Source organism: Streptomyces sp. H27-D2, assembly GCF_035828615.1.
In the GTDB taxonomy this organism is placed as follows: domain Bacteria; phylum Actinomycetota; class Actinomycetes; order Streptomycetales; family Streptomycetaceae; genus Streptomyces.
Genome location: NZ_JAYMZR010000031.1, coordinates 37,200 through 54,624, shown reverse-complemented (window position 1 = coordinate 54,624; position 17,425 = coordinate 37,200). Strand labels below are relative to the sequence as shown.

General features: G+C 71.7%; 15 protein-coding genes and 2 pseudogenes. 8 read left to right on the top strand and 9 right to left on the bottom strand.

What is annotated here, in order from left to right:
- Positions 1–83: 83 nt before the first annotated feature.
- The 4 genes and pseudogenes from QMK28_RS14670 to QMK28_RS14655 all read right to left on the bottom strand — a co-directional run.
- A pseudogene (locus QMK28_RS14670) lies at positions 84–986 on the bottom strand (3-keto-disaccharide hydrolase); the annotation flags it as partial.
- 111 nt (positions 987–1,097) lie between these two features.
- Positions 1,098–2,666: a GMC family oxidoreductase gene (locus tag QMK28_RS14665; RefSeq protein WP_326437888.1), complete on the bottom strand. Its 1,569-nt coding sequence runs from the start codon at positions 2,664–2,666 to the stop codon at positions 1,098–1,100.
- 64 nt (positions 2,667–2,730) lie between these two features.
- On the bottom strand, positions 2,731–4,344 hold the full coding sequence (locus QMK28_RS14660; RefSeq protein ID WP_326437886.1) for an APC family permease: 1,614 nt from the start codon (positions 4,342–4,344) through the stop codon (positions 2,731–2,733).
- Entirely contained in the window at positions 4,341–5,810 is a 1,470-nt protein-coding gene (locus QMK28_RS14655) for an aldehyde dehydrogenase family protein (protein ID WP_326437884.1), read from the bottom strand. Before QMK28_RS14655 ends, QMK28_RS14660 begins: the two co-directional genes overlap by 4 nt.
- 338 nt (positions 5,811–6,148) lie before the next feature.
- On the opposite strand from QMK28_RS14655, the gene QMK28_RS14650 reads away from it, so the two are divergent.
- Positions 6,149–6,934: a VOC family protein gene (locus tag QMK28_RS14650; RefSeq protein WP_326437882.1), complete on the top strand. Its 786-nt coding sequence runs from the start codon at positions 6,149–6,151 to the stop codon at positions 6,932–6,934.
- A 166-nt stretch (positions 6,935–7,100) separates the two neighbouring features.
- A complete protein-coding gene (locus QMK28_RS14645) occupies positions 7,101–7,556 on the top strand; it encodes a tellurite resistance TerB family protein (protein ID WP_326437880.1) in 456 nt (151 codons plus the stop codon).
- Between the two features lie 181 nt (positions 7,557–7,737).
- Here QMK28_RS14645 and QMK28_RS14640 read toward each other — a convergent pair whose 3' ends face one another.
- The 3 genes from QMK28_RS14640 to QMK28_RS14630 all read right to left on the bottom strand — a co-directional run bounded on the left by QMK28_RS14640 (position 7,738) and on the right by QMK28_RS14630 (position 10,780).
- Positions 7,738–8,301 carry a hypothetical protein gene (locus QMK28_RS14640; RefSeq protein WP_326437878.1) on the bottom strand — a complete coding sequence of 188 codons (564 nt, stop codon included), beginning with the start codon at positions 8,299–8,301 and terminating at the stop codon, positions 7,738–7,740.
- A complete protein-coding gene (locus QMK28_RS14635) occupies positions 8,298–9,992 on the bottom strand; it encodes an ATP-binding protein (RefSeq protein WP_326437923.1) in 1,695 nt (564 codons plus the stop codon). Before QMK28_RS14635 ends, QMK28_RS14640 begins: the two co-directional genes overlap by 4 nt.
- A gap of 83 nt (positions 9,993–10,075) precedes the next feature.
- On the bottom strand, positions 10,076–10,780 hold the full coding sequence (locus QMK28_RS14630; RefSeq protein WP_326437876.1) for a response regulator transcription factor: 705 nt from the start codon (positions 10,778–10,780) through the stop codon (positions 10,076–10,078).
- 222 nt (positions 10,781–11,002) lie between these two features.
- Between QMK28_RS14630 and QMK28_RS14625 the strand changes: the two genes are divergently transcribed.
- Positions 11,003–11,830: a polysaccharide deacetylase family protein gene (locus QMK28_RS14625; protein ID WP_326437874.1), complete on the top strand. Its 828-nt coding sequence runs from the start codon at positions 11,003–11,005 to the stop codon at positions 11,828–11,830.
- A 102-nt stretch (positions 11,831–11,932) separates the two neighbouring features.
- Entirely contained in the window at positions 11,933–12,616 is a 684-nt protein-coding gene (locus tag QMK28_RS14620; protein WP_326437872.1) for a GOLPH3/VPS74 family protein, read from the top strand.
- Positions 12,617–12,631: 15 nt separating this feature from the next.
- On the opposite strand, the gene QMK28_RS14615 is transcribed toward QMK28_RS14620, so the two are convergent.
- Complete coding sequence (locus tag QMK28_RS14615) at positions 12,632–13,051, bottom strand: SsgA family sporulation/cell division regulator (RefSeq protein ID WP_326437870.1); 420 nt, start codon at positions 13,049–13,051, stop codon at positions 12,632–12,634.
- Between the two features lie 406 nt (positions 13,052–13,457).
- Between QMK28_RS14615 and QMK28_RS14610 the strand changes: the two genes are divergently transcribed.
- Both QMK28_RS14610 and QMK28_RS14605 read left to right on the top strand, forming a co-directional pair.
- Positions 13,458–14,690, top strand: a complete 1,233-nt coding sequence (locus QMK28_RS14610; RefSeq protein ID WP_326437868.1) for a WD40/YVTN/BNR-like repeat-containing protein — start codon at positions 13,458–13,460, stop codon at positions 14,688–14,690.
- A gap of 225 nt (positions 14,691–14,915) precedes the next feature.
- Positions 14,916–15,473 carry a TetR/AcrR family transcriptional regulator gene (locus QMK28_RS14605; protein ID WP_326437921.1) on the top strand — a complete coding sequence of 186 codons (558 nt, stop codon included), beginning with the start codon at positions 14,916–14,918 and terminating at the stop codon, positions 15,471–15,473.
- A 143-nt stretch (positions 15,474–15,616) separates the two neighbouring features.
- Here the strand turns inward: QMK28_RS14605 and QMK28_RS14600 are convergent, their stop codons facing one another.
- Positions 15,617–16,138 carry a DUF3574 domain-containing protein gene (locus tag QMK28_RS14600; protein WP_443050728.1) on the bottom strand — a complete coding sequence of 174 codons (522 nt, stop codon included), beginning with the start codon at positions 16,136–16,138 and terminating at the stop codon, positions 15,617–15,619.
- 414 nt (positions 16,139–16,552) lie between these two features.
- Here QMK28_RS14600 and QMK28_RS14595 point away from each other — a divergent pair.
- Positions 16,553–16,798: pseudogene (locus QMK28_RS14595) on the top strand (pyridoxal phosphate-dependent aminotransferase); the annotation flags it as partial.
- A gap of 61 nt (positions 16,799–16,859) precedes the next feature.
- The coding region (locus tag QMK28_RS14590; protein WP_443050727.1) for an EamA family transporter at positions 16,860–17,425 on the top strand (566 nt) is incomplete at its 3' end.

The window sequence follows — 17,425 nt, the reverse complement described above, 5'->3', positions numbered from 1 at the left end:
AGCGGGCACGAGTGAGGCCCCGGCGAACCGGGGCCTCACCTGTGTCACCTACGTTCCCTCCGGCTGCTGCGGGTCCTCGACCGCTACAGCTCCTTGATCCGGATGTCGCGGTACGAGACCACATCGGTCGTGCTGTGGGTCTGCAGACCGATGTAGCCGGAGGCGAAGCGGCGGCCGTCGGTACCCGGGTCGCCGTTGCGCGGCGGGGAGAATTGCTGGCCGCCGGTGTTCTCGAACTCGTTGATCAGGACGCCGTTGCGCAGGATCGAGTAGTGCTGGCCGACCACGCGGATCTCGTAGTCGTTCCAGGTGCCCTTCTCGGTCGCGCCCGCGCCGGCCAGGCCGACCCGGTCGAAGCCGTAGATCGAGCCGGTTTTGTACATGTCACCGTCGGGGCGGTCGAGGATCTGCACCTCGTGGCCGTAGTTGATCGCCACCCACTCCGGGCGGGGCTTCTCCGGGTGATCGTGCACATTCGGGAAGCGGACGAAGACGCCGCTGTTGGCGTTGCCCGTGCCGGGGGCGTCGTCGCGGAACTGGAGCTTCAGCGAGAAGTCGTCGTACTTCCGCTCCGGGAACCACAGCATGCCCATGCCGTCGACGCTGTTGCTGCTGGTCATCGTGGCGTCGTCATTGAGGCCGAAGGCCCCGCCGCCGACGTGCTGCCACTTGTCGAAGGTCTTCTTCGTGCCGTCGAAGAGGTCGCGGTACCCCTGGTTCTGGCCGGGCTTGCCGATGCCGGACTGCTTGGCCGCCTGGTTGACGGCCTCGCGCTCGCGCTGGTCGAGCACTCCGGCGTCGAAGAGGCCGTCCACGACCTTCTTGACGTGCTTGAGGAAGAGGGCGTGGGACGTCCAGTCCTTCTCGTCCTCGATCAGCTCGTTGATGGTGCAGCGGTTGCCGGTGACGCGGTTGGGGACACCGGTGTCGACGGTGCCGACGATCACGGTGAGCCGCTCGTCCCACTCCGGGCAGGAGGGGCCCGGGGTCTTTGGGGTTACGCGCTCTTCGGGCCCGCGCGTTGTCCTCAATCGTTGGGGGCACCTCCCGGCCGAAGGCTGGGGGAGATTGAGGACAACCCTCCACCGGCGGCCCGGTCAACCACTGAGGTCACGGATCATGTCCGCGCACTTCTCGCCGATCATCATCGTCGTGATGCACGGGTTCACCGACGGCAGGAACGGCATCACCGACGCGTCGGCGACCCGCAACCCCGTGACGCCCTTGACCCGCAGCTGCGGGTCGAGCGGCGACGCCGGGTCGTTCACCGCGCCCATCCGCACCGTGCCCGCCGGGTGGTAGACGGTGTTGTGGGTCTCGCGGATGTAGTCCAGCAGCTCCGCGTCGGTGCGGGCGCCGGGGCCGGGGGCGAGTTCCGGGCCGGCCCAGTCGGCCATCGGGGCCTGCGAGGTGATCTCCCGCGCGAGCCGCAGCCCGTGGGTCATCACCCGGATGTCGTGTTCGTCGGTGAAGTAGCGCGGGTCGACCTTGGGCTTGTCCCGGAAGTCGCGGGTCCGCAGCCGGACCGTGCCCAGCGACCGGGCCCGGGTGACGTTGGGGGTGAGGCAGAACGCGTTGTCCGAGGTCGGGTAGCCGCGCCGGTAGGTGTTCAGGTCGAAGGGCACCGAGCCGTAGTGGAACATCAGGTCCGGCCGGTCGAGGCCCGGCCGGGTGTCGGCGAAGATGCCGATCTCCCACCACTGGGTGGACGAGGTGATCATGGGCTGCTTCGCCTCCCACATGATCACGCCCTCCGGATGGTCCTGGAGGTGCGAGCCGACGCCGGGGGAGTCCACCCGTACGTCCACTCCGGTGTCCCGCAGGTGCCCGGCCGGGCCGATACCGGAGAGCATCAGCAGCTTCGGGGAGTCGATGGAGCCGCAGGAGACGATCACCTCGCGGCGGGCGCGCACCTGCCCGGTGTGCACGGTATCCGGCTCCAGGTACTCGACGCCGACGCAGTGCTGATCGGTGTCGAACAGCAGCCGCTTCGCCTGGAGGCCCGTCCGGACCTCCAGGTTCGACCGCTTGCCGAGGATCGGGTGCAGATACGACACCGAGGCGGAGGAACGGGTGCCGTCCTCACGGGCGTTGATCTGGAACCAGTGCGCGCCGCGCACCACCGTGGTGCCGGTGTTGAACGGTGTGGTGGGGATGCCCGCCGCCGCGCAGGCCGCCAACAGGGCCGTGCCGCAGGGGTCCTTGGGCGGCACGGTGCGGATGGTCACCGGGCCCGAGCGGCCGTGGTGGCCGCCGGGCGCGTCGTTGGTCTCCAGCCGCTGGTAGAGCGGGAAGCAGTCCGCCGCGCTCCAGCCCGTACAGCCCAGCGCGCCCCACTCGTCGAGGTCCTCGGCCGGGGCCCAGAAGGCGATGCAGGAGTTGTGCGAGGAGCAGCCGCCGAGCACCTTGGCGCGGGCGTGCCGCATGAAGCTGTTGCCGTTCTCCTGCGGCTCCACCGGGTAGTCCCAGTCGTAGCCGGACTCCAGCAGCGCCATCCACCGGTCGAGCCGCAGGATGTTGTCGTCGCCGGCGTCCGAGGGGCCTGCCTCCAGCACGCAGACGCTGACGTCCGGGTCCTCGGTCAGCCGCGCGGCCACGACGGCTCCGGCCGTACCGCCGCCGACCACCACGTAGTCGAACTCGCGAACGGGACTGGCTGCGGGCATCGCGTCTCCTGGATGAGGCCGGGTGAGGGGGATCAGGGGGTGGAAGCCGCACGCGGGCGGGGGGCTACGGCTCGGGCGGCGGCGGTGCGGGCGGCTCGTGGCGGTGCTCGGCCAGTACACCGATGCGGTGCCGCTGTACGAACCAGTAGTAGGCGAAGCCGCCGAGCGCGACGATGCCGACGAAGACGAACGCCCCCCAGCGCAGGTACCAGTGCTGCGGTCCGGTCGCGTTGTACACCTCGGCGCGCGGCCAGGCGAGGTTGAGGGACATCGCGCCGCCCCACAGTACGGCGAGGATGTTGACCGGCAGCCCGAATCTGCCGAGCGAGAACCGGCCTTCGGCGGGCTGCCAGGTGCCGCGCAGCCGTCGTACCAGCATGGGCGCGGTGACCAGCAGATAGGCCACGTAGATCATGATGATCGCGATGCTGGTGATCACCGAGAAGATCTGCGGCTGGTTGATGTTGATCAGCAGGATGGCGACACCGACGAGGCCGATGACGACCGCGGGCAGCACCGGAGTCTTGAACCGCGGGCTGATCCGGGCGAGCAGCGAGGACGCGGGCAGGCAGTTGTCGCGGGCCATGGCGAACGCCAGCCGGATGCCGGCCGCGTGCACCGCCAGCGCGCAGACGGTGATCGCGACGACCACGCACCACAGCACGATCTCGCCGATGGTCGAGCCGAGCGTGCTGATCACCACGTACTGCAGGCCGTCCGCGGACAGCTCCTTGGCCTGCAGGTCAGGCACGGCCAGCAGCGCGAAGAGCAGGATCAGCCCGCCGATGAGGAAGGAGGCGACGAGCGCCCGCAGGATCGCGCGCGGCGCGTTGTGGCTGGGGTTCACGGACTCCTCGCCGAGTGACGACGCGGTGTCGAAGCCGTACATCACGTACGCCGAGGCGAGCGAGGCGGTCAGGAAGGCGCCGAAGTAGCCGAGCGACTGGCCGCTGCCCAGCCCTTGGGTCTCGGTCAGCGCGCTGGGACCGCGGGTGACGTGCGCGGCCAGCAGCACGATCAGCGCGACGGCGGCGACGAGTTCGATCATGACGCCGGCGGAGTTGATCCGGGCCATCAGCTTGACCCCGAAGGCGTTGACCACGGTGGTGAAGAGGATGAGCACGGAGCCGAGCAGTACGGCGTTGGCCGCCGCGTCCGTCTTCCCGGTGCCGTCCCCGATGAACTGGTACGTCGAGGAAATCTGCGGCAGCGTGATCTGGTACGCGAGGGCCACGGCCGCCAGCGAGACCATGGTGGCGGTCACCATGATCCAGCCGCCCAGCCAGCCGATGTGCGGACCGCCGAGCTGTTTGGCCCAGTTGTAGATCGATCCGGCGACCGGGTAGCGGGCGGCCAGTTCGCAGAAACAGAGGGCCACCATCAGCTGGCCGCAGAAGACCATCGGCCAGGACCACCAGTAGGCGGGACCGCCGAAGCTGACGCCGAAGTAGAACAGCTGGAAGGTGCCGGTCAGGATCGAGATGTAGCTGATCCCGGCGGCGAAGGTGTGGAAGTTGCCGAGGGTGCGCTTGAGCCCCGGGCGGTAGCCGAGCTCGGCGAGCCGGGCGTCGTCGTGGCCGTGGCCGGGGAGGTGGGGGAGGTGAAGGTGGTGCTCGTGGTGCTCGTGGTGCTCGTGGTCGTCTGTCTCCTCGGCGGCGCTCCGCCCCCACCACCTCATTCGAACCACCTCTGCGGTCGCGTCGCCACATTGCGCCAGATGTGCTTGGCCTCCTGGTACTCGGCCAGTCCGGCCGGTCCCAGCTCACGGCCGAAGCCGGACTGTTTCATGCCGCCCCATTCCGCTTGTGGTACGTAGGGATGGAAATCGTTGATCCACACGGTGCCCGCCCGCAGCCGGGCGGCGACCCGGTGCGCCCGGCCGCCGTCCCGCGTCCAGACCGCTCCGGCCAGGCCGTAGACCGTGTCGTTGGCGAGCGCCACGGCCTCGTCCTCGTCCCGGAACCGCTCGACGGTGAGCACCGGGCCGAACGACTCGTCCTGCACCACGGACATCTCCGGGGTGCACTCGTCGAGCACGGTCGGCGGGTAGTAGAAGCCGTTCCGCAACGCCGGGTCGTCGGGGCGGACGCCGCCGCAGCGCAGCACCGCGCCCTCGTCGAGGCCCGCGGCCACGTACGCCTCGACCTTGTCGCGGTGCGCGGCGGAGATCAGCGGGCCGGTGCGGGCGTGTTCGTCGAACGGGCCGCCGAGCTTGATCGCCTTGGCCCGGACCACCACCTCCTTGACGAACGCGTCGTGCAGTTCGTCCTGCACCAGCAGCCGGGCCCCGGCCGAACAGACCTGCCCGGAGTGCAGGAAGATCGCCATCAGGGCGTAGTCGACGGCGGTCTCGAAGTCGGCGTCGGCGAAGACGATGTTGGGGTTCTTGCCGCCCAGCTCCAGCGCGACCTTCTTCACGGTGGGCGCGGCGGCGGCCATGATGCGCCGTCCGGTGACGAGGCCGCCGGTGAAGGACACCATGTCCACCCGCGGGTCCTCGCTGAGCGGCGCGCCCGCGGTGGGGCCCGCGCCGAGCACCAGGTTGGCGACGCCGTCCGGCAGCCCGGCCTCCGCCAGCAGTCCCATCAGCAGGATCGCGGTGTGCGGGGTCAGCTCGCTGGGCTTGAGGACGAAGGTGTTGCCCGCCGCGAGCGCCGGGGCGACCTTCCAGGAGGTCTGCAGCAGCGGATAGTTCCACGGGGTGATCAGCGCGCAGACGCCGACCGGCTCGTGCACCACTCGGCTGTCCGTGTCCGGGTTACCGGTGTCGACGACCCGGTCGGTGCCGCCCGAGGCGCCCAGGTTGCCGAAGTAGCGGAAGCAGTTCGCGATGTCGTCCATGTCGTATTCGCTCTCGACCAGCCGCTTCCCGGTGTCCAGGGACTCGGCGCGGGCGAACACCGCCTTGTCGCGCTCCAGCAGGTCGGCGACGCGCAGCAGCAGGCGGCCCCGTTCGGCGGCCGAGGTGCCGGGCCAGGGGCCGCGGTCGAAGGCGTCGCGGGCCGCGGCGATCGCCGCGGCGGCGTCCTTCGGCCCCGCTTCGTCGACTGTCGCGACCAGGGTGCCGTCCGCGGGGCAGCGGATCTCACGCACCTGACCGTCGACGGCGGCGGTCCACTGGCCGCCGATGAACAGCTCCGGCATGGGGGCTCCTCCGGTTTCGGGTGGGCTGGGTGCCCCGCCCGGGTGCCGACCGCACACGCCGATCGGCACCCCTGTGGCGATCTTCAATCAGACAGTAAGGCGGCCCGGGGCCGTGCGCAGCGCACGCGGGGCCGATTGGTCGGTACCGCGTCGTCGGCGGCGGGCCGGCGGGCGCGGCGGGGCGGTGTTTCGAAAGCGGCGCCGCGGGCGACTCGTCCGCCCCGATGTCAGTGGCCGGTGCCACGATGAGAGCAGCAGGGGAGGACCGGTTCACCGTGACCGTGCGGGAGCGGCCTCCCACGGCGAGAACCGCCGAAATCCGTCGAAGGAGTGTCACCATGCTCAGCACCCGATACGTCCCCGGAGCCCCGCTCTGGCTCGACCTCGGCAGCCCTGACATCGACGCCACCGGAGCCTTCTACTCCGGGCTGTTCGGCTGGGAATTCCAGCGGGGCGGGCCCGAGGTGGGCGGGTACAGCCTGTTCAAGCTCGGCGAGAAGACGGTCGCGGCCGTCGGTCCGCTCACCGCGGAGGGCGCGAAGCCCGCCTGGGGGACGTACTTCCACACCCCGGACGCCGAGGCCACCGCCAAGTCGGTCGAGCAGGCGGGCGGGTCCGTGCGCTTCGAGCCGTTCGACGTCATGGAGCTGGGCCGGATGGGTGGTTTCGCCGACCCGGCCGGCATCGAGTTCTGCGTCTGGCAGCCGGGTGTGAACAAGGGCCTGGACACGGTCACCGAGCCCGGCTCGCTGTGCTGGGTGGAGCTGCACACCCCGGACCCGGACGCCGCCCTCGCGTTCTACCGCTCGGTCTTCGACTGGGCCGTCGAAACGCTGGACATGACCGGCATGACGTACCACATGCTCTCGCCCTCGGGCGGCGGGCAGGCCGAGTCGTTCGGCGGCATCGCGCCGCTCTTCGGCGAGCAGGGCACCTTCAGCGCGGAGCCGTTCTGGCTGCCGTACTTCGAGGTGGCCGACTGCGACGCGACGGTGGCCCGAGCCAAGGAGCTCGGCGGCACGGTTCGGATGCCGGCGAGCGACATGCCGGGCATCGGCCGCTCCGCCCAGCTCGCCGACGCGCACGGCGCGGTCTTCTCCGTCATCACCAGCTCGGCCGGATGAGCGCCGCCCGCTCGGCCGGCTGATCGTCTCCTCAGGTCCGCCGCTCGTGGGATCACCCGTCCGATCGGGAACTGGTGAGGCCCGTGAGCCGTAAGTCATGTGGAGGGGCATCGCCCCGGCGCTGTCCCTCCGCCCGAAAGCACATGACGAACGAGGAGACGGCCAGATGGCTCTGTGGGACAAGATCAAGGAATCCGCGCAGACGATGCAGACCCAGCTGGACGCCAAGAAGAACGACCTGAAGAGCGGCGGGTTCCGTGACGCCAGCATGGCGATGTGCGCGCTCGTCGCGGCGGCGGACGGCACGATCGACCCGACGGAGCGCCGCCGGGTCGCCGCCCTGATCACCAGCAACGAGGTTCTGCAGAACTTCCCCGCCGACGAGCTGCAGCGTCGCTTCGACGACTACCTGGGCAAGCTGGCGGCCGACTTCGACTTCGGCAAGGTCGGCGTGCTCCAGACCATCGGCAAGGTGGCGAAGAAGCCGACCGAGGCCCGCGCGGTGATCCAGATCGGCATCGTCATCGGCGGCGCCGACGGCGACTTCGACAAGACCGAGCAGGCCCTCGTCCGCGAGGCGTGCTTCGCCGTGGGCATCAAGCCCGAGGAGTTCGACCTCTAGGCCGCGGCGGACCCGCCCACAGCGCGCCGACAGCGCGAAAACAGCACAACAACAGTGCGACCAACAGTGCGACGACAGTGCGACGACAGGGCGACGGTGCATCGGACGCCGGACCTGGGTGGCACGACGGCGCGGCAGCGGATCAGTCCGCTGCCGCGCCGTCGTTGGTGGGCGCGAGAGATCAGCGTGCGGAGCGCGCGGAGGGGATGGGGCTCGCGGCGGGGAAGGCGTCGCTGCCGTCGCAGCGCTGCGGGCCGAGGCGGAAGCCGATGCCGCTGATGCGCACATCGACCTTGGCGGCCGGGTTGCGGCCGGGGACATCGGCGTTGGCAGCGGTGCAGGTGAACTGACTCACCGCGGCGTCGGACAGGTCCGCCGCGCTCGTCGGGATGAAGATGTCCACCCGGTTCTCCCGGACGGTGGTGTTCACGACGCCCTTCATGGGCGGTACCTCGGTGGTCAGACCGCGTTTGCGCTCGGCCCCGTTGGGGCCGCCGCGCAGCATCTCGACGGCCTTCTCCGGCCCGACCGAGACAACGGAGGAACGGGTCACCGGGCGCAGACCGGTGGGGGAGCGGAAGTAGAGCTGGACCCCGTTGGCGGCCCTGCCCGGCGGCTGCACGCCGCTGGCGGGCTCGCCCGCGTCGATGACGTCGGTCGAGGCGATGCCGCAGCCGGTGAGCGTGCCGAAGACGCTCAGCGCGCCGAGCAGCGCCGCCGCGGCGGCGATCCGTCGAATCCTCATGCCCGGTCCTTCCGCATGCTCTTCGGCGTGGTCTTCGGCACGGCCCGCTCCGGCGGGCCGGGGGCGGGCTCGGCCGCCGGCAGCCCGGCCGCCGTCGCCCCGGCGGGCTCCGCCGACCCCGGGACCTCGCTGCGCTGCCCACCCTGCTCGTCGCCCTGTCCATCGCCCGGTTCGCCGCCTTGGACGCCGTCCAGCTCGTCGCTCAGTTCCTCATGCGTCCGGATCGGCAGCTCGACGGTGAACACCGCGCCCCCCGAAGGCCCGTTGGCCGCGTGGACGGTGCCGCCGTGCAAGCGCGCGTTCTCCATCGTGATGGCGAGTCCCAGGCCGCTGCCCTCGGACCGTCCGCGGGCCGCGTCGGCCTTGTAGAAGCGGTCGAAGACGTGCGGGAGGGCCTCGGGGGCGATCCCGGGGCCGTTGTCGGCGACCTCGATCAGCAGTCCGGCGCCCTTCGGCGCTTCGGCCGCCGTCGGCCCGTCCTCCGTGCGCAGCCGTACGGCCACCGGCGCGCCCCCGTGCCGCAGCGCGTTCCCGACCAGGTTGGCCACGATGACGTCGAGCCGCCTCGGGTCCAGCCGGGCCCGTACGCCCGCCGGCAGTTCGGCGGTGACCTGCTCCTGCCAGCCGCGGGCCTGCAGGCTCTTGCGGACGGCCTCGGAGACGTCGACCTCGTCCAGATGGAGCGCGGCGGCCCCGGCGTCGAAGCGCGAGACCTCCATCAGATCCTCGACCATCCGGGCGAGCTTGCCGGTCTCCTGGCTGATCAGCCGGACCGCCGAGGCGGTGTCCGGGTCGAGCCCGTCGGCGTCCTCGTCGAGTACGTCGGTGACGGCGGCCATCGCGGCCAGCGGGGTGCGCAGCTCGTGCGACACGTCGGCGGCGAACCGCCGGGAGTTGGCCTCCATCCGGCGCAGCTCGGCGACGTTCTCCTCCAGGGTCGCGGCCATGTCGTTGAAACTGCGGGAGAGGTCGGCCAGTTCGTCGCTGCCGGACACCTTCAGCCGGGTGTCCATCCGCCCGGCGGCGATCTGCCCGGCGGCCCGGCGCAGCTTGCGCACCGGCCGCAGCACGCCGCGCGCCGCGATCAGCGCGGGCACCACGGACAGCGCCAGGGCGGGCAGCGCGCCCCGCTGGGCGGCGCTGACCAGGGCCTCGACATTGGATTCCTCGGCCCGCAGCGGGACTTCGGCGTACACCTCAAGGCCGGACGCCGCCCGGTCGGGCAGCTCGGCGGCCTCGGTGGCGCCCGTGTCGGCGTAGCTGACGGGCATTCCGATGATCAGCCACGGCGAGTCGTCCCTGGTCACCCGTTGAAAGGCCGGGATGTGGTGCTCCGAGACCTTCTCGCGCAGCTCGGAGCCGACGATCCCGTCGATGCCCGGCATCCCGGCGGGCGCGGTGGGCAGGCCCTTGTAGGAGACGTACACGGTCCAGCTGCGGACGTTGCCCGCCCGGTCGAGCTGGCGCGCGAACTCCTCCAGGTCCTCCCGGTTCGGCGGCACCGGCAGGTCGGGGGCGAGCGAGTCGATCTGTGAGCGGAGGTCGTTGATGGCGGTGTCCTGGGAGCGTTGCAGGATCGCGTTACGGGCCTCCCGGTAGGTCAGCGCCGCGGTGGTCAGCGAACTCACGGCGGCGACCAGCAGGAACGCCACGACGAGCCGGGCCCGCAGGCCGCGCAGCAGCGAGCGCAGCGCGGGCCGCCGCCGCCATCGCGGCCCGAGACCGCCGCCGGAGCGCTCGCCCTCCGCGGGGCCGCCGCCGCTCCCCCCGCCGCTCACACGGGGCCGAATCGGTAGCCGAAGCCGCGCACCGTCTGGACGTACCGGGGGGTGCGCGGGGTGCCCTCGACCTTGGTGCGCAGCCGCATCACGCACGCGTCCACCAGCCGCGCGTCGCCGTGATAGCTGTGCTCCCACACGTGCTCCAGGAGCTGCTGGCGGCTGAACACCTGGCCGGGGGTGGACGAGAGGAAGAGCAGCAGCTTCATCTCGGAGGGGGCCAGCGCGAGGTCCTGGCCGTTCCGGGACACCACGAGGCCGGCCCGGTCGATGGTCAGCTCGCCGTGCGTCTCGACCGGCGCGGGGCCGGGACCGGAGCTGTCGTCCCCGTCGGCCGCCGGCGCGGTGCGGCGCAGCACCGCGCGGATGCGGGCCTCCAGCACCTCGCCGCGGGCGGGCTTGACGACGTAGTCGTCGGCTCCGGCCTCCAGCCCGAGTACGACGTCTATGTCATCGCCCCGCGCGGTCAGCATGATGATCGGGAGTTGCTGTCCGGCGCGGATGGCGCGGCACACCTCGAAGCCGTCCTTGCCGGGCAGCATCAGGTCGAGCAGCACGATGTCCGGCCGGAAGGCTTCCAGCTCGGCCAGTCCCTCCTCGCCGCTCCCGGCGGCCAGCACCTCATGTCCGCGGCGGCGCAGAGCGAGTGTGACCCCGTCCCGTACGGCGGCGTCGTCCTCGATCAGAAGTACCCGTGGCATGAGGACAGTATTGATCCGGAGTGCGGCGTTCCGTGCACTTCGGCCATCCGATCGGCAGAGCTGTTGCTGACTCATCACATGATCCGCCGGCCTGCGGCCGGTTTCATGATGAATTGGTTACAGAGGCAGCCATACCGAGGTTCCCCGCATCCCTTCCTGTGCACGGGGTGGATCACGCGCAGCGCGTGATCCACCGCAATGACGTGAAGGGGTCGGGAAGACATGGCACGGCAGGGAACACGGGGCGTCATCATCGCGGCGGTGTCGGCGGCCGCCGTCACCATCACGGGGGCCGGCCTGCTGGCGTTCACCACCACGGGAGCCGGGAGCGCTCCGCGCGGCCCGCGGCAGATCGCGGAGGCGAAGCCCGCCGCGCCGGGCGGGGCGCCGGCGGCCCCGATAGCGGGGCAGACCTCCGCCCCGGACCCGAAACTGCCCGCCCCCAGAGTGAACATGGACATCAGCCACGCTCCCGAGGGCGGTGGGAAGAACGTCAACATCACCATCGACGACGGCCCCGACCCCGTCTGGACCCCGCGGGTGCTCGAACTGCTCAAGGCGCGCGGCGTCAAGGCGACCTTCTGCATGGTCGGCCCGCAGGCCGCGGCCCATCCGGAGTTGGTGCTCAAGGTGGTGCGGGCCGGGCACCGGCTCTGCGACCACACCGTCAGCCACGACACCGCGATGGATGAGAAGTCCACCGACTACCAGTTCCGGCAGATCCTCGACGCCAAGAAGATGATCGAGAAGGCCGCCGGCGGCGCGAAGGTGCGCTACTACCGGGCGCCGGGCGGTGCGTTCACCCCGCAGAGCCGTCAGCTCGCGGCGGCCCACGGCATGCGGCCGCTCGGCTGGAACATCGACAGCAAGGACTTCCAGCGGCCCGGTTACGCGACCATCGTGCAGACCGTCAAGAACGAGCTGAGCAACGGGCCGACCATCCTCTTCCACGACGGCGGCGGCGACCGCAGCCAGACCGTCGAGGCGCTCAGGGAAGTGCTGCCCTGGATCGAGGGGCAGGGCTACGGCTTCGCCTTCCCGCAGGGCTGACCGGCTCCTTCCCCAGGGCCGGCGGCTTCGATTCCCCGGAGCCGCCCGCCACTGACTCCGCCACTGACTATTGTCGGCACACCTCGTACCCCTGGAGACGTTGTGCCGAACGGTCCGCTCTCACTCGCCGCCAAGCTGTACCTGCTCGCCTGGGACACCGAAAGACTCGCGCTCACCAGCACCTCGTACCTCGCGCAGCTGGTCCGGGCCGGGGCGCTGACCGAACTCGCGCAGCGCGGCCTGCTGCTGGACGCGGACGGGGTGGCCAAACCGGTCGACGACGCGAACACCGGTGACCCGGTGCTCGACAAGCTGCTGGAACTCATCGGGGAGTCGCGGCCGCAGTCCTGGAAGACCTGGGTCGGCCGGCAGCCGCGCTTCACCCTGGACGAGGTGTGCGATCAGCTCGCCTCGGCCGGATACCTGCGGGTGGAGACCAAGCGGCTGCTGGGCCTCTTCCCCCGGCGGACGATCCGGCTGGAGCGGTCGGGCGTGCCGGTCGTCGAGGAGCTGCGCGGCGGGGCGCAGCGCGTCCTGCACAGCTCCGGGGACGTCGCGGAGGTGCCGGTTCAGGACGCCGCGCTGGTGGCGCTGGCGGCCGCGGGCGAGCTGCGGACCGTCCTGTCGGCGCGCGAGGCCAAGGACCGCGCGGCGCGGATCGACACGCTGGCCGAACGCGGCGCGGCGACCGCGCCCGAGCTGCGCAAGGTGATCTCCGAGCTGCGGACGGCCTTGACCGTGGCGGTCACCACCACGGTGGTGACGACCATTGTCGTCAACAACTGACCGCGCCGTACGCGGTCAGGCGTCCCGCAGCAGCGCGGCGATGTCGCGGTCCATCGCCGCGCGGATGACGCGCCGCTCACTGTCGGCCGGCACGGCCGCGTACGCCTTGCGCAGGAAGCGGCGCAGATCCTCGGTGCCGACCTGCACCATCGCCAGGCCCTCGTCGGTGTGGAATTCGAGCACGGTCGAGTCGAGCCCGCAGGGCCACACCTGCACATCGCCGTCGCCGGCGGGCCCGTGCAGGCCGGCGGCGAGGAGTTCGCGGGCGAACGTCCACTCCACCTCGGAGCCGTCCAGGGAGACTTCGGCGGGGAAGGAGATGCGGACGGCGAGCGGGTCCTTGCGGTGGTAGTGCAGGGTCGCCGAGACGCTCATGGCCGAAGGCACGGACGCGATGAGGCGGGTCTGGACGGCTTGGTCGATGACGGTCGGCAACGCCTGCTCCCTTGCGGTGGTACGAGTGCTTCTCTGTACGAGGTGTTCTCTGTACGACGTGGAAGACGGTGCGCTCGTCCCGGACGTGCACGCGACACCTGGGTGATGTCGGTCACGGTCCCGGCAGCGGCCCCCGAACTCCCCGAGGCCCCGCGGTCCCCGAGGCTGTGGGGACTACGGGGCCTCAGGGGTCAGGGGGACGGAACGCGGCTGCCCGAGTGGTCGCAGTAAGGCTGGTTCCCGCTGGAGCCGCAACCACACAACCTGACCCGGCTCTCCTCGCGGATTCCCTCGTCCGTGTCGAACGTCGCTGCGGTTCCGGTAGGAGAGGGCGGCGTCGTCGGGGCGGTCCGGAGGCCGGGCGCGCTCTGGACGGGGCCCGTGCAGTGGGCTAGCTTCCAGCGCCATGAGGCGTATGGGGACAGTGGGGCGTTCGGTGTCGGTCGGGCTCTGCGCGGCGGCGCTCGCCGTGGCCGTCACCGCTCCGGCCGGAGCGGAGGCCGTCGGACCGGTGGCCGTCGGCGCGGCCGGTACGGGGGCGGACACGGCGAGCGGTGAGCGGACGGCCCCCGATCGGGCTTCCGGCGGACGGGCGTCGGGTGAACGGGCCTCAGGCGAACGGGCTTTTGGCGACCCGGCGTCCGGCGAGCGGACGCCCGGACCGGAGTGGCGGCTTCAGCCGACCGGCAGCGACGCCCGGTTCCGCGGCCTGGCGGCCGTGAGCCGCGAAAGCGCGTGGGTGGCGGGCAGCAAGGGCAAGGTGCTGCGCACCCGGGACGGCGGACGCAACTGGCAGGACGTCTCGCCTCCCGGAGCGGCCGGGCTGGAATTCCGGGACGTCGAAGCGTTCGACGCGCGGCGCGCCGTGGTGCTCGCGATCGGCGAGGGCGAGGCGTCACGGGTCTTCAGGACCGGCGACGGCGGCGCGACCTGGACGGAGAGCTTCCGCAACGACGACCCCAAGGCGTTCTACGACTGTATGACCTTCTTCGACGCGCGCCACGGCCTGGCCGTCAGCGACCCGGTCGACGGCAAGTACCGGATGCTCTCGACCGGCGACGGCGGACGGAGCTGGCGGGTGCTCCCGGCCGACGGCATGCCGGCCGCCCAGCCGGGCGAGGCGTCCTTCGCCGCGAGCGGCCAGTGCCTTGTCGCTTCGGGCAGCCGCGACGTCTGGCTGGCGACCGGCGGCGCCGCGAAGGCGCGGGTGTTCCACTCCGCGGACCGGGGCCGCAGCTGGCAGGTGACGGACGCGCCCATCCCGGCGGGCGACCCCGCGCGGGGCGTCTTCGGGCTCGCCTTCCGCGACGCCCGGCACGGGCTCGCGGTCGGCGGCGACTACCGCGCGGGCGAGGCGTCGCCCGGCGCGGCGGCGGTCAGCGGTGACGGCGGCGCGACCTGGACCAGCGCACGCCGGTCGCCGAGCGAGTACCGCTCCGGTGTCTCCTGGCTGCCGCACAGCCGCTCCGCCGCTCTCGCGGTCGGCCCCACCGGCAGCGAACTGACGCTTGACGCCGGCCGCACCTGGCGCGCCTTCGACACCGGCTCGTACGACACCGTCGACTGCACCCCGGACCTCGGCTGCTGGGCGGCGGGCGAGAAGGGCCGGGTGGCCCGACTCGGGCTGCGGTTGCCGTGACCGACGGTGTCGGTCGGCGGTCGGCGTGCGTGAGCCGACAATGGCCGGGTGCCGAAAGACAACAGCAGCAAACAGAGTGCGGACCGCGACAAGCGGACCGCGGACGGCAGAACAGCCGTGAGCGGCAAGCGTGTCGCAGGCGGCAGAAGTGCCACAGGCGGGAAGCGGGCCGCCAGCAGCCCGAAAAAGCCTGCCGCGAGCCCGTCCCCCGCGCGGCGCGGGGAGCTGCTCGCGACGGCGGCCGAGGTGTTCGCCGCGCAGGGTTACAACGCGACGACGATGCGCCGGATCGCGGACGAGGCGGGGATGCTGGCGGGCAGTCTCTATTACCACTTCGATTCCAAGGAGTCGATGGTCGACGAGATCCTCTCCACCTTCCTGGACGAGCTGTGGGCCGGTTACGACGCGGTGCTCGCTGCTGGCCTCGGCCCCCGGGAGACCATGGAAGCCCTGGTCACGGAGTCGTTCCGGGAGATCGACCGGCATCGTGCGGCGGTGGCGATCTACCAGAAGGAGTCGAAGCACCTGTCCGTCCAGCCGCGTTTCGGCTATCTCGCCGATTCGCGGGTGAAGTTCGAGAAGGCGTGGCTGGGCACGCTGGAGCGCGGGGTGGCCGATGAGGTGTTCCGGGCGGACCTGGACATCCGGCTGACCTACCGGTTCGTGCGCGACACGGTGTGGGTCGCCGCGTCCTGGTACCGGCCGGGCGGGCAGCACAGCCCGGAGGAGATCGCCCGCCAGTACCTGTCGATGGTGCTGGACGGCGTCGCCCTGCGGGATTGACGTCGGTCCATCGACTCGTGAGGCCGTCCGCACCCCCGTCGGCCGTCCTGCGGCGGCGTCCCTGCGGCGGCGGACGCTACGGCCCGCAGACCATGTGCGAGGGCGGCGGCCGGGGCAACGTCACCGGCCGCCGCTCCCGTACGTCAGAAGTCCACCTTGGTGGGCTCGTCCACCCGGGCCACGGAGTCCTGGGCGTAAGCCCGTTCGTACGCGGTGCGGATGCGCTCGATGGCCGGGTCGTGGACCTTGGCCTCGGACATCGGGTAGAGCAGCGTCAGCTCGTAGGAGCGCTCCGTCTCGATCACGCCGTTGCTGTCGCGCCACTGCCCGCGGCCGTCCTGGAGGGTGAGCCCGGACGGGAAGCGCGGTGTGATGTGCCGGTCCACGAAGGCGAGGAACTGCTTGTCGGTGACGGGCGGGCCGCCGTCGGGACGGTCGGTGCCGAAGAAGAGGCGGGTCTCCAGATACGCCTTGCCCCGGCTCGCGGCGGCGGACGGAGCGGCGGACGACGAGTCGGTGTCGAGGACGGCGTACGCGGTGGGCGTTCCCACCGCCAGCACGGCGACCGCTCCCAGAGCGGCGAGGCGCAGCCGCGGTCTTTGTCCCGGCGGAGCGGCGGGAGGGGGCGCGGCGGACGGAGTGGGCGCGGTCGGCGAAGTCGTCACGGTGGAGTGGTCCTCTCACTCGGGGCCGGCTCGCTCAGGTCCGGCGCAGGGTCCACTGTGGCGATCCGGCGGCTCGGCTGTCCGCCGATCCCCGCGTATCGGCCGGAAATTTCACCCCCGGATCCATCCCCCCGGATCCCCCCGTGATCGCCCCTGGATCACCCACGGACGGGCTTGTCGGCCGACCGCTGGACCGATCCGCCGCCGTGAGGCACTGTGACCTCTGTGTCTGCCAACCCTTCCTCCAGCCCGCTGACCGCCTATTCGCTGGACCAGCTCCGCGAACGGCGCAGCGTCAAGTGGCGGCACTACGCGCCGGACGTGCTGCCGGTGTGGGTGGCGGAGTCGGACACGCGTCTCGCCGAACCGATCACGGCGGCGCTCGGCGCGGCCGTCGGGCGCGCCGACACCGGCTACCGGCCCCCGCGGGCCACGTACCTGGCCTGGCTGGACTGCCGGGCCCTGGGACTCGGCGACGACCCGGCGCGGACCTTCCTGGAACGGGGCAGGGTCGCGCTGTCCGCAGGCCCGGCCTTCGGGCCGCCCGGACGCGGATTCGCCCGTTTCAACTTCGCGACGGCGCCGGAACGGGTGGCCGAGGCGGTACGGAGGATGTCCTCGGCGGTCGCGGGGGAGACGGCGCGCGGGGCGGCCGCCTGACGCCTTGACCGGCAAGGTTCTCCGTCTCCCACTCCCGATTCCCCGAAAGCTCTGTCCCACCATGGCTATACCCTCACGCCCCTCACGTTCCGCCGAAGGCACCGGTCCCGCCGAAGGCACCGGTCCCAGCAGCTGCGCCGCTCCCGGCACGACCGTCCCCGCCACACCCCCCGACGGCCCCGCCGCCGGGAAAGCCGCGCCGCTCGGCCGGGTGCCCGCGCCGCTCATCGCGCTGGCCGCGATGGTCATCCTGCAGTTCGGGGTCGCCGTCTCGCAGCCGCTGTTCGAGCCGCTGGGCGTGGCCGGGGCGACGAGTCTGCGGCTGGTGATCGCGGCGGCGCTGCTGCTCGCCTGCACCCGTCCGCGACTGCGCGGGAAGAAGCCGAAGGAACTCGTCGCGGTGGTGCTCCTCGGCGTGGTGTCCGGCGCGATGACGCTCACCTTCGCGGCTTCCGTCGCGCGCATCCCGATGGGGGTGACCGCGACCATCGAATACCTCGGCCCGCTCGCGGTGGCCGTCGCCGGATCGCGGCGGCTGCTGGACGTGGTGTGGGCGCTGCTGGCCGGGGGAGGCGTGGCACTGATCACGCTCACCGAGGGACTCGGCGGCGGCGACGGCGGCGGCCT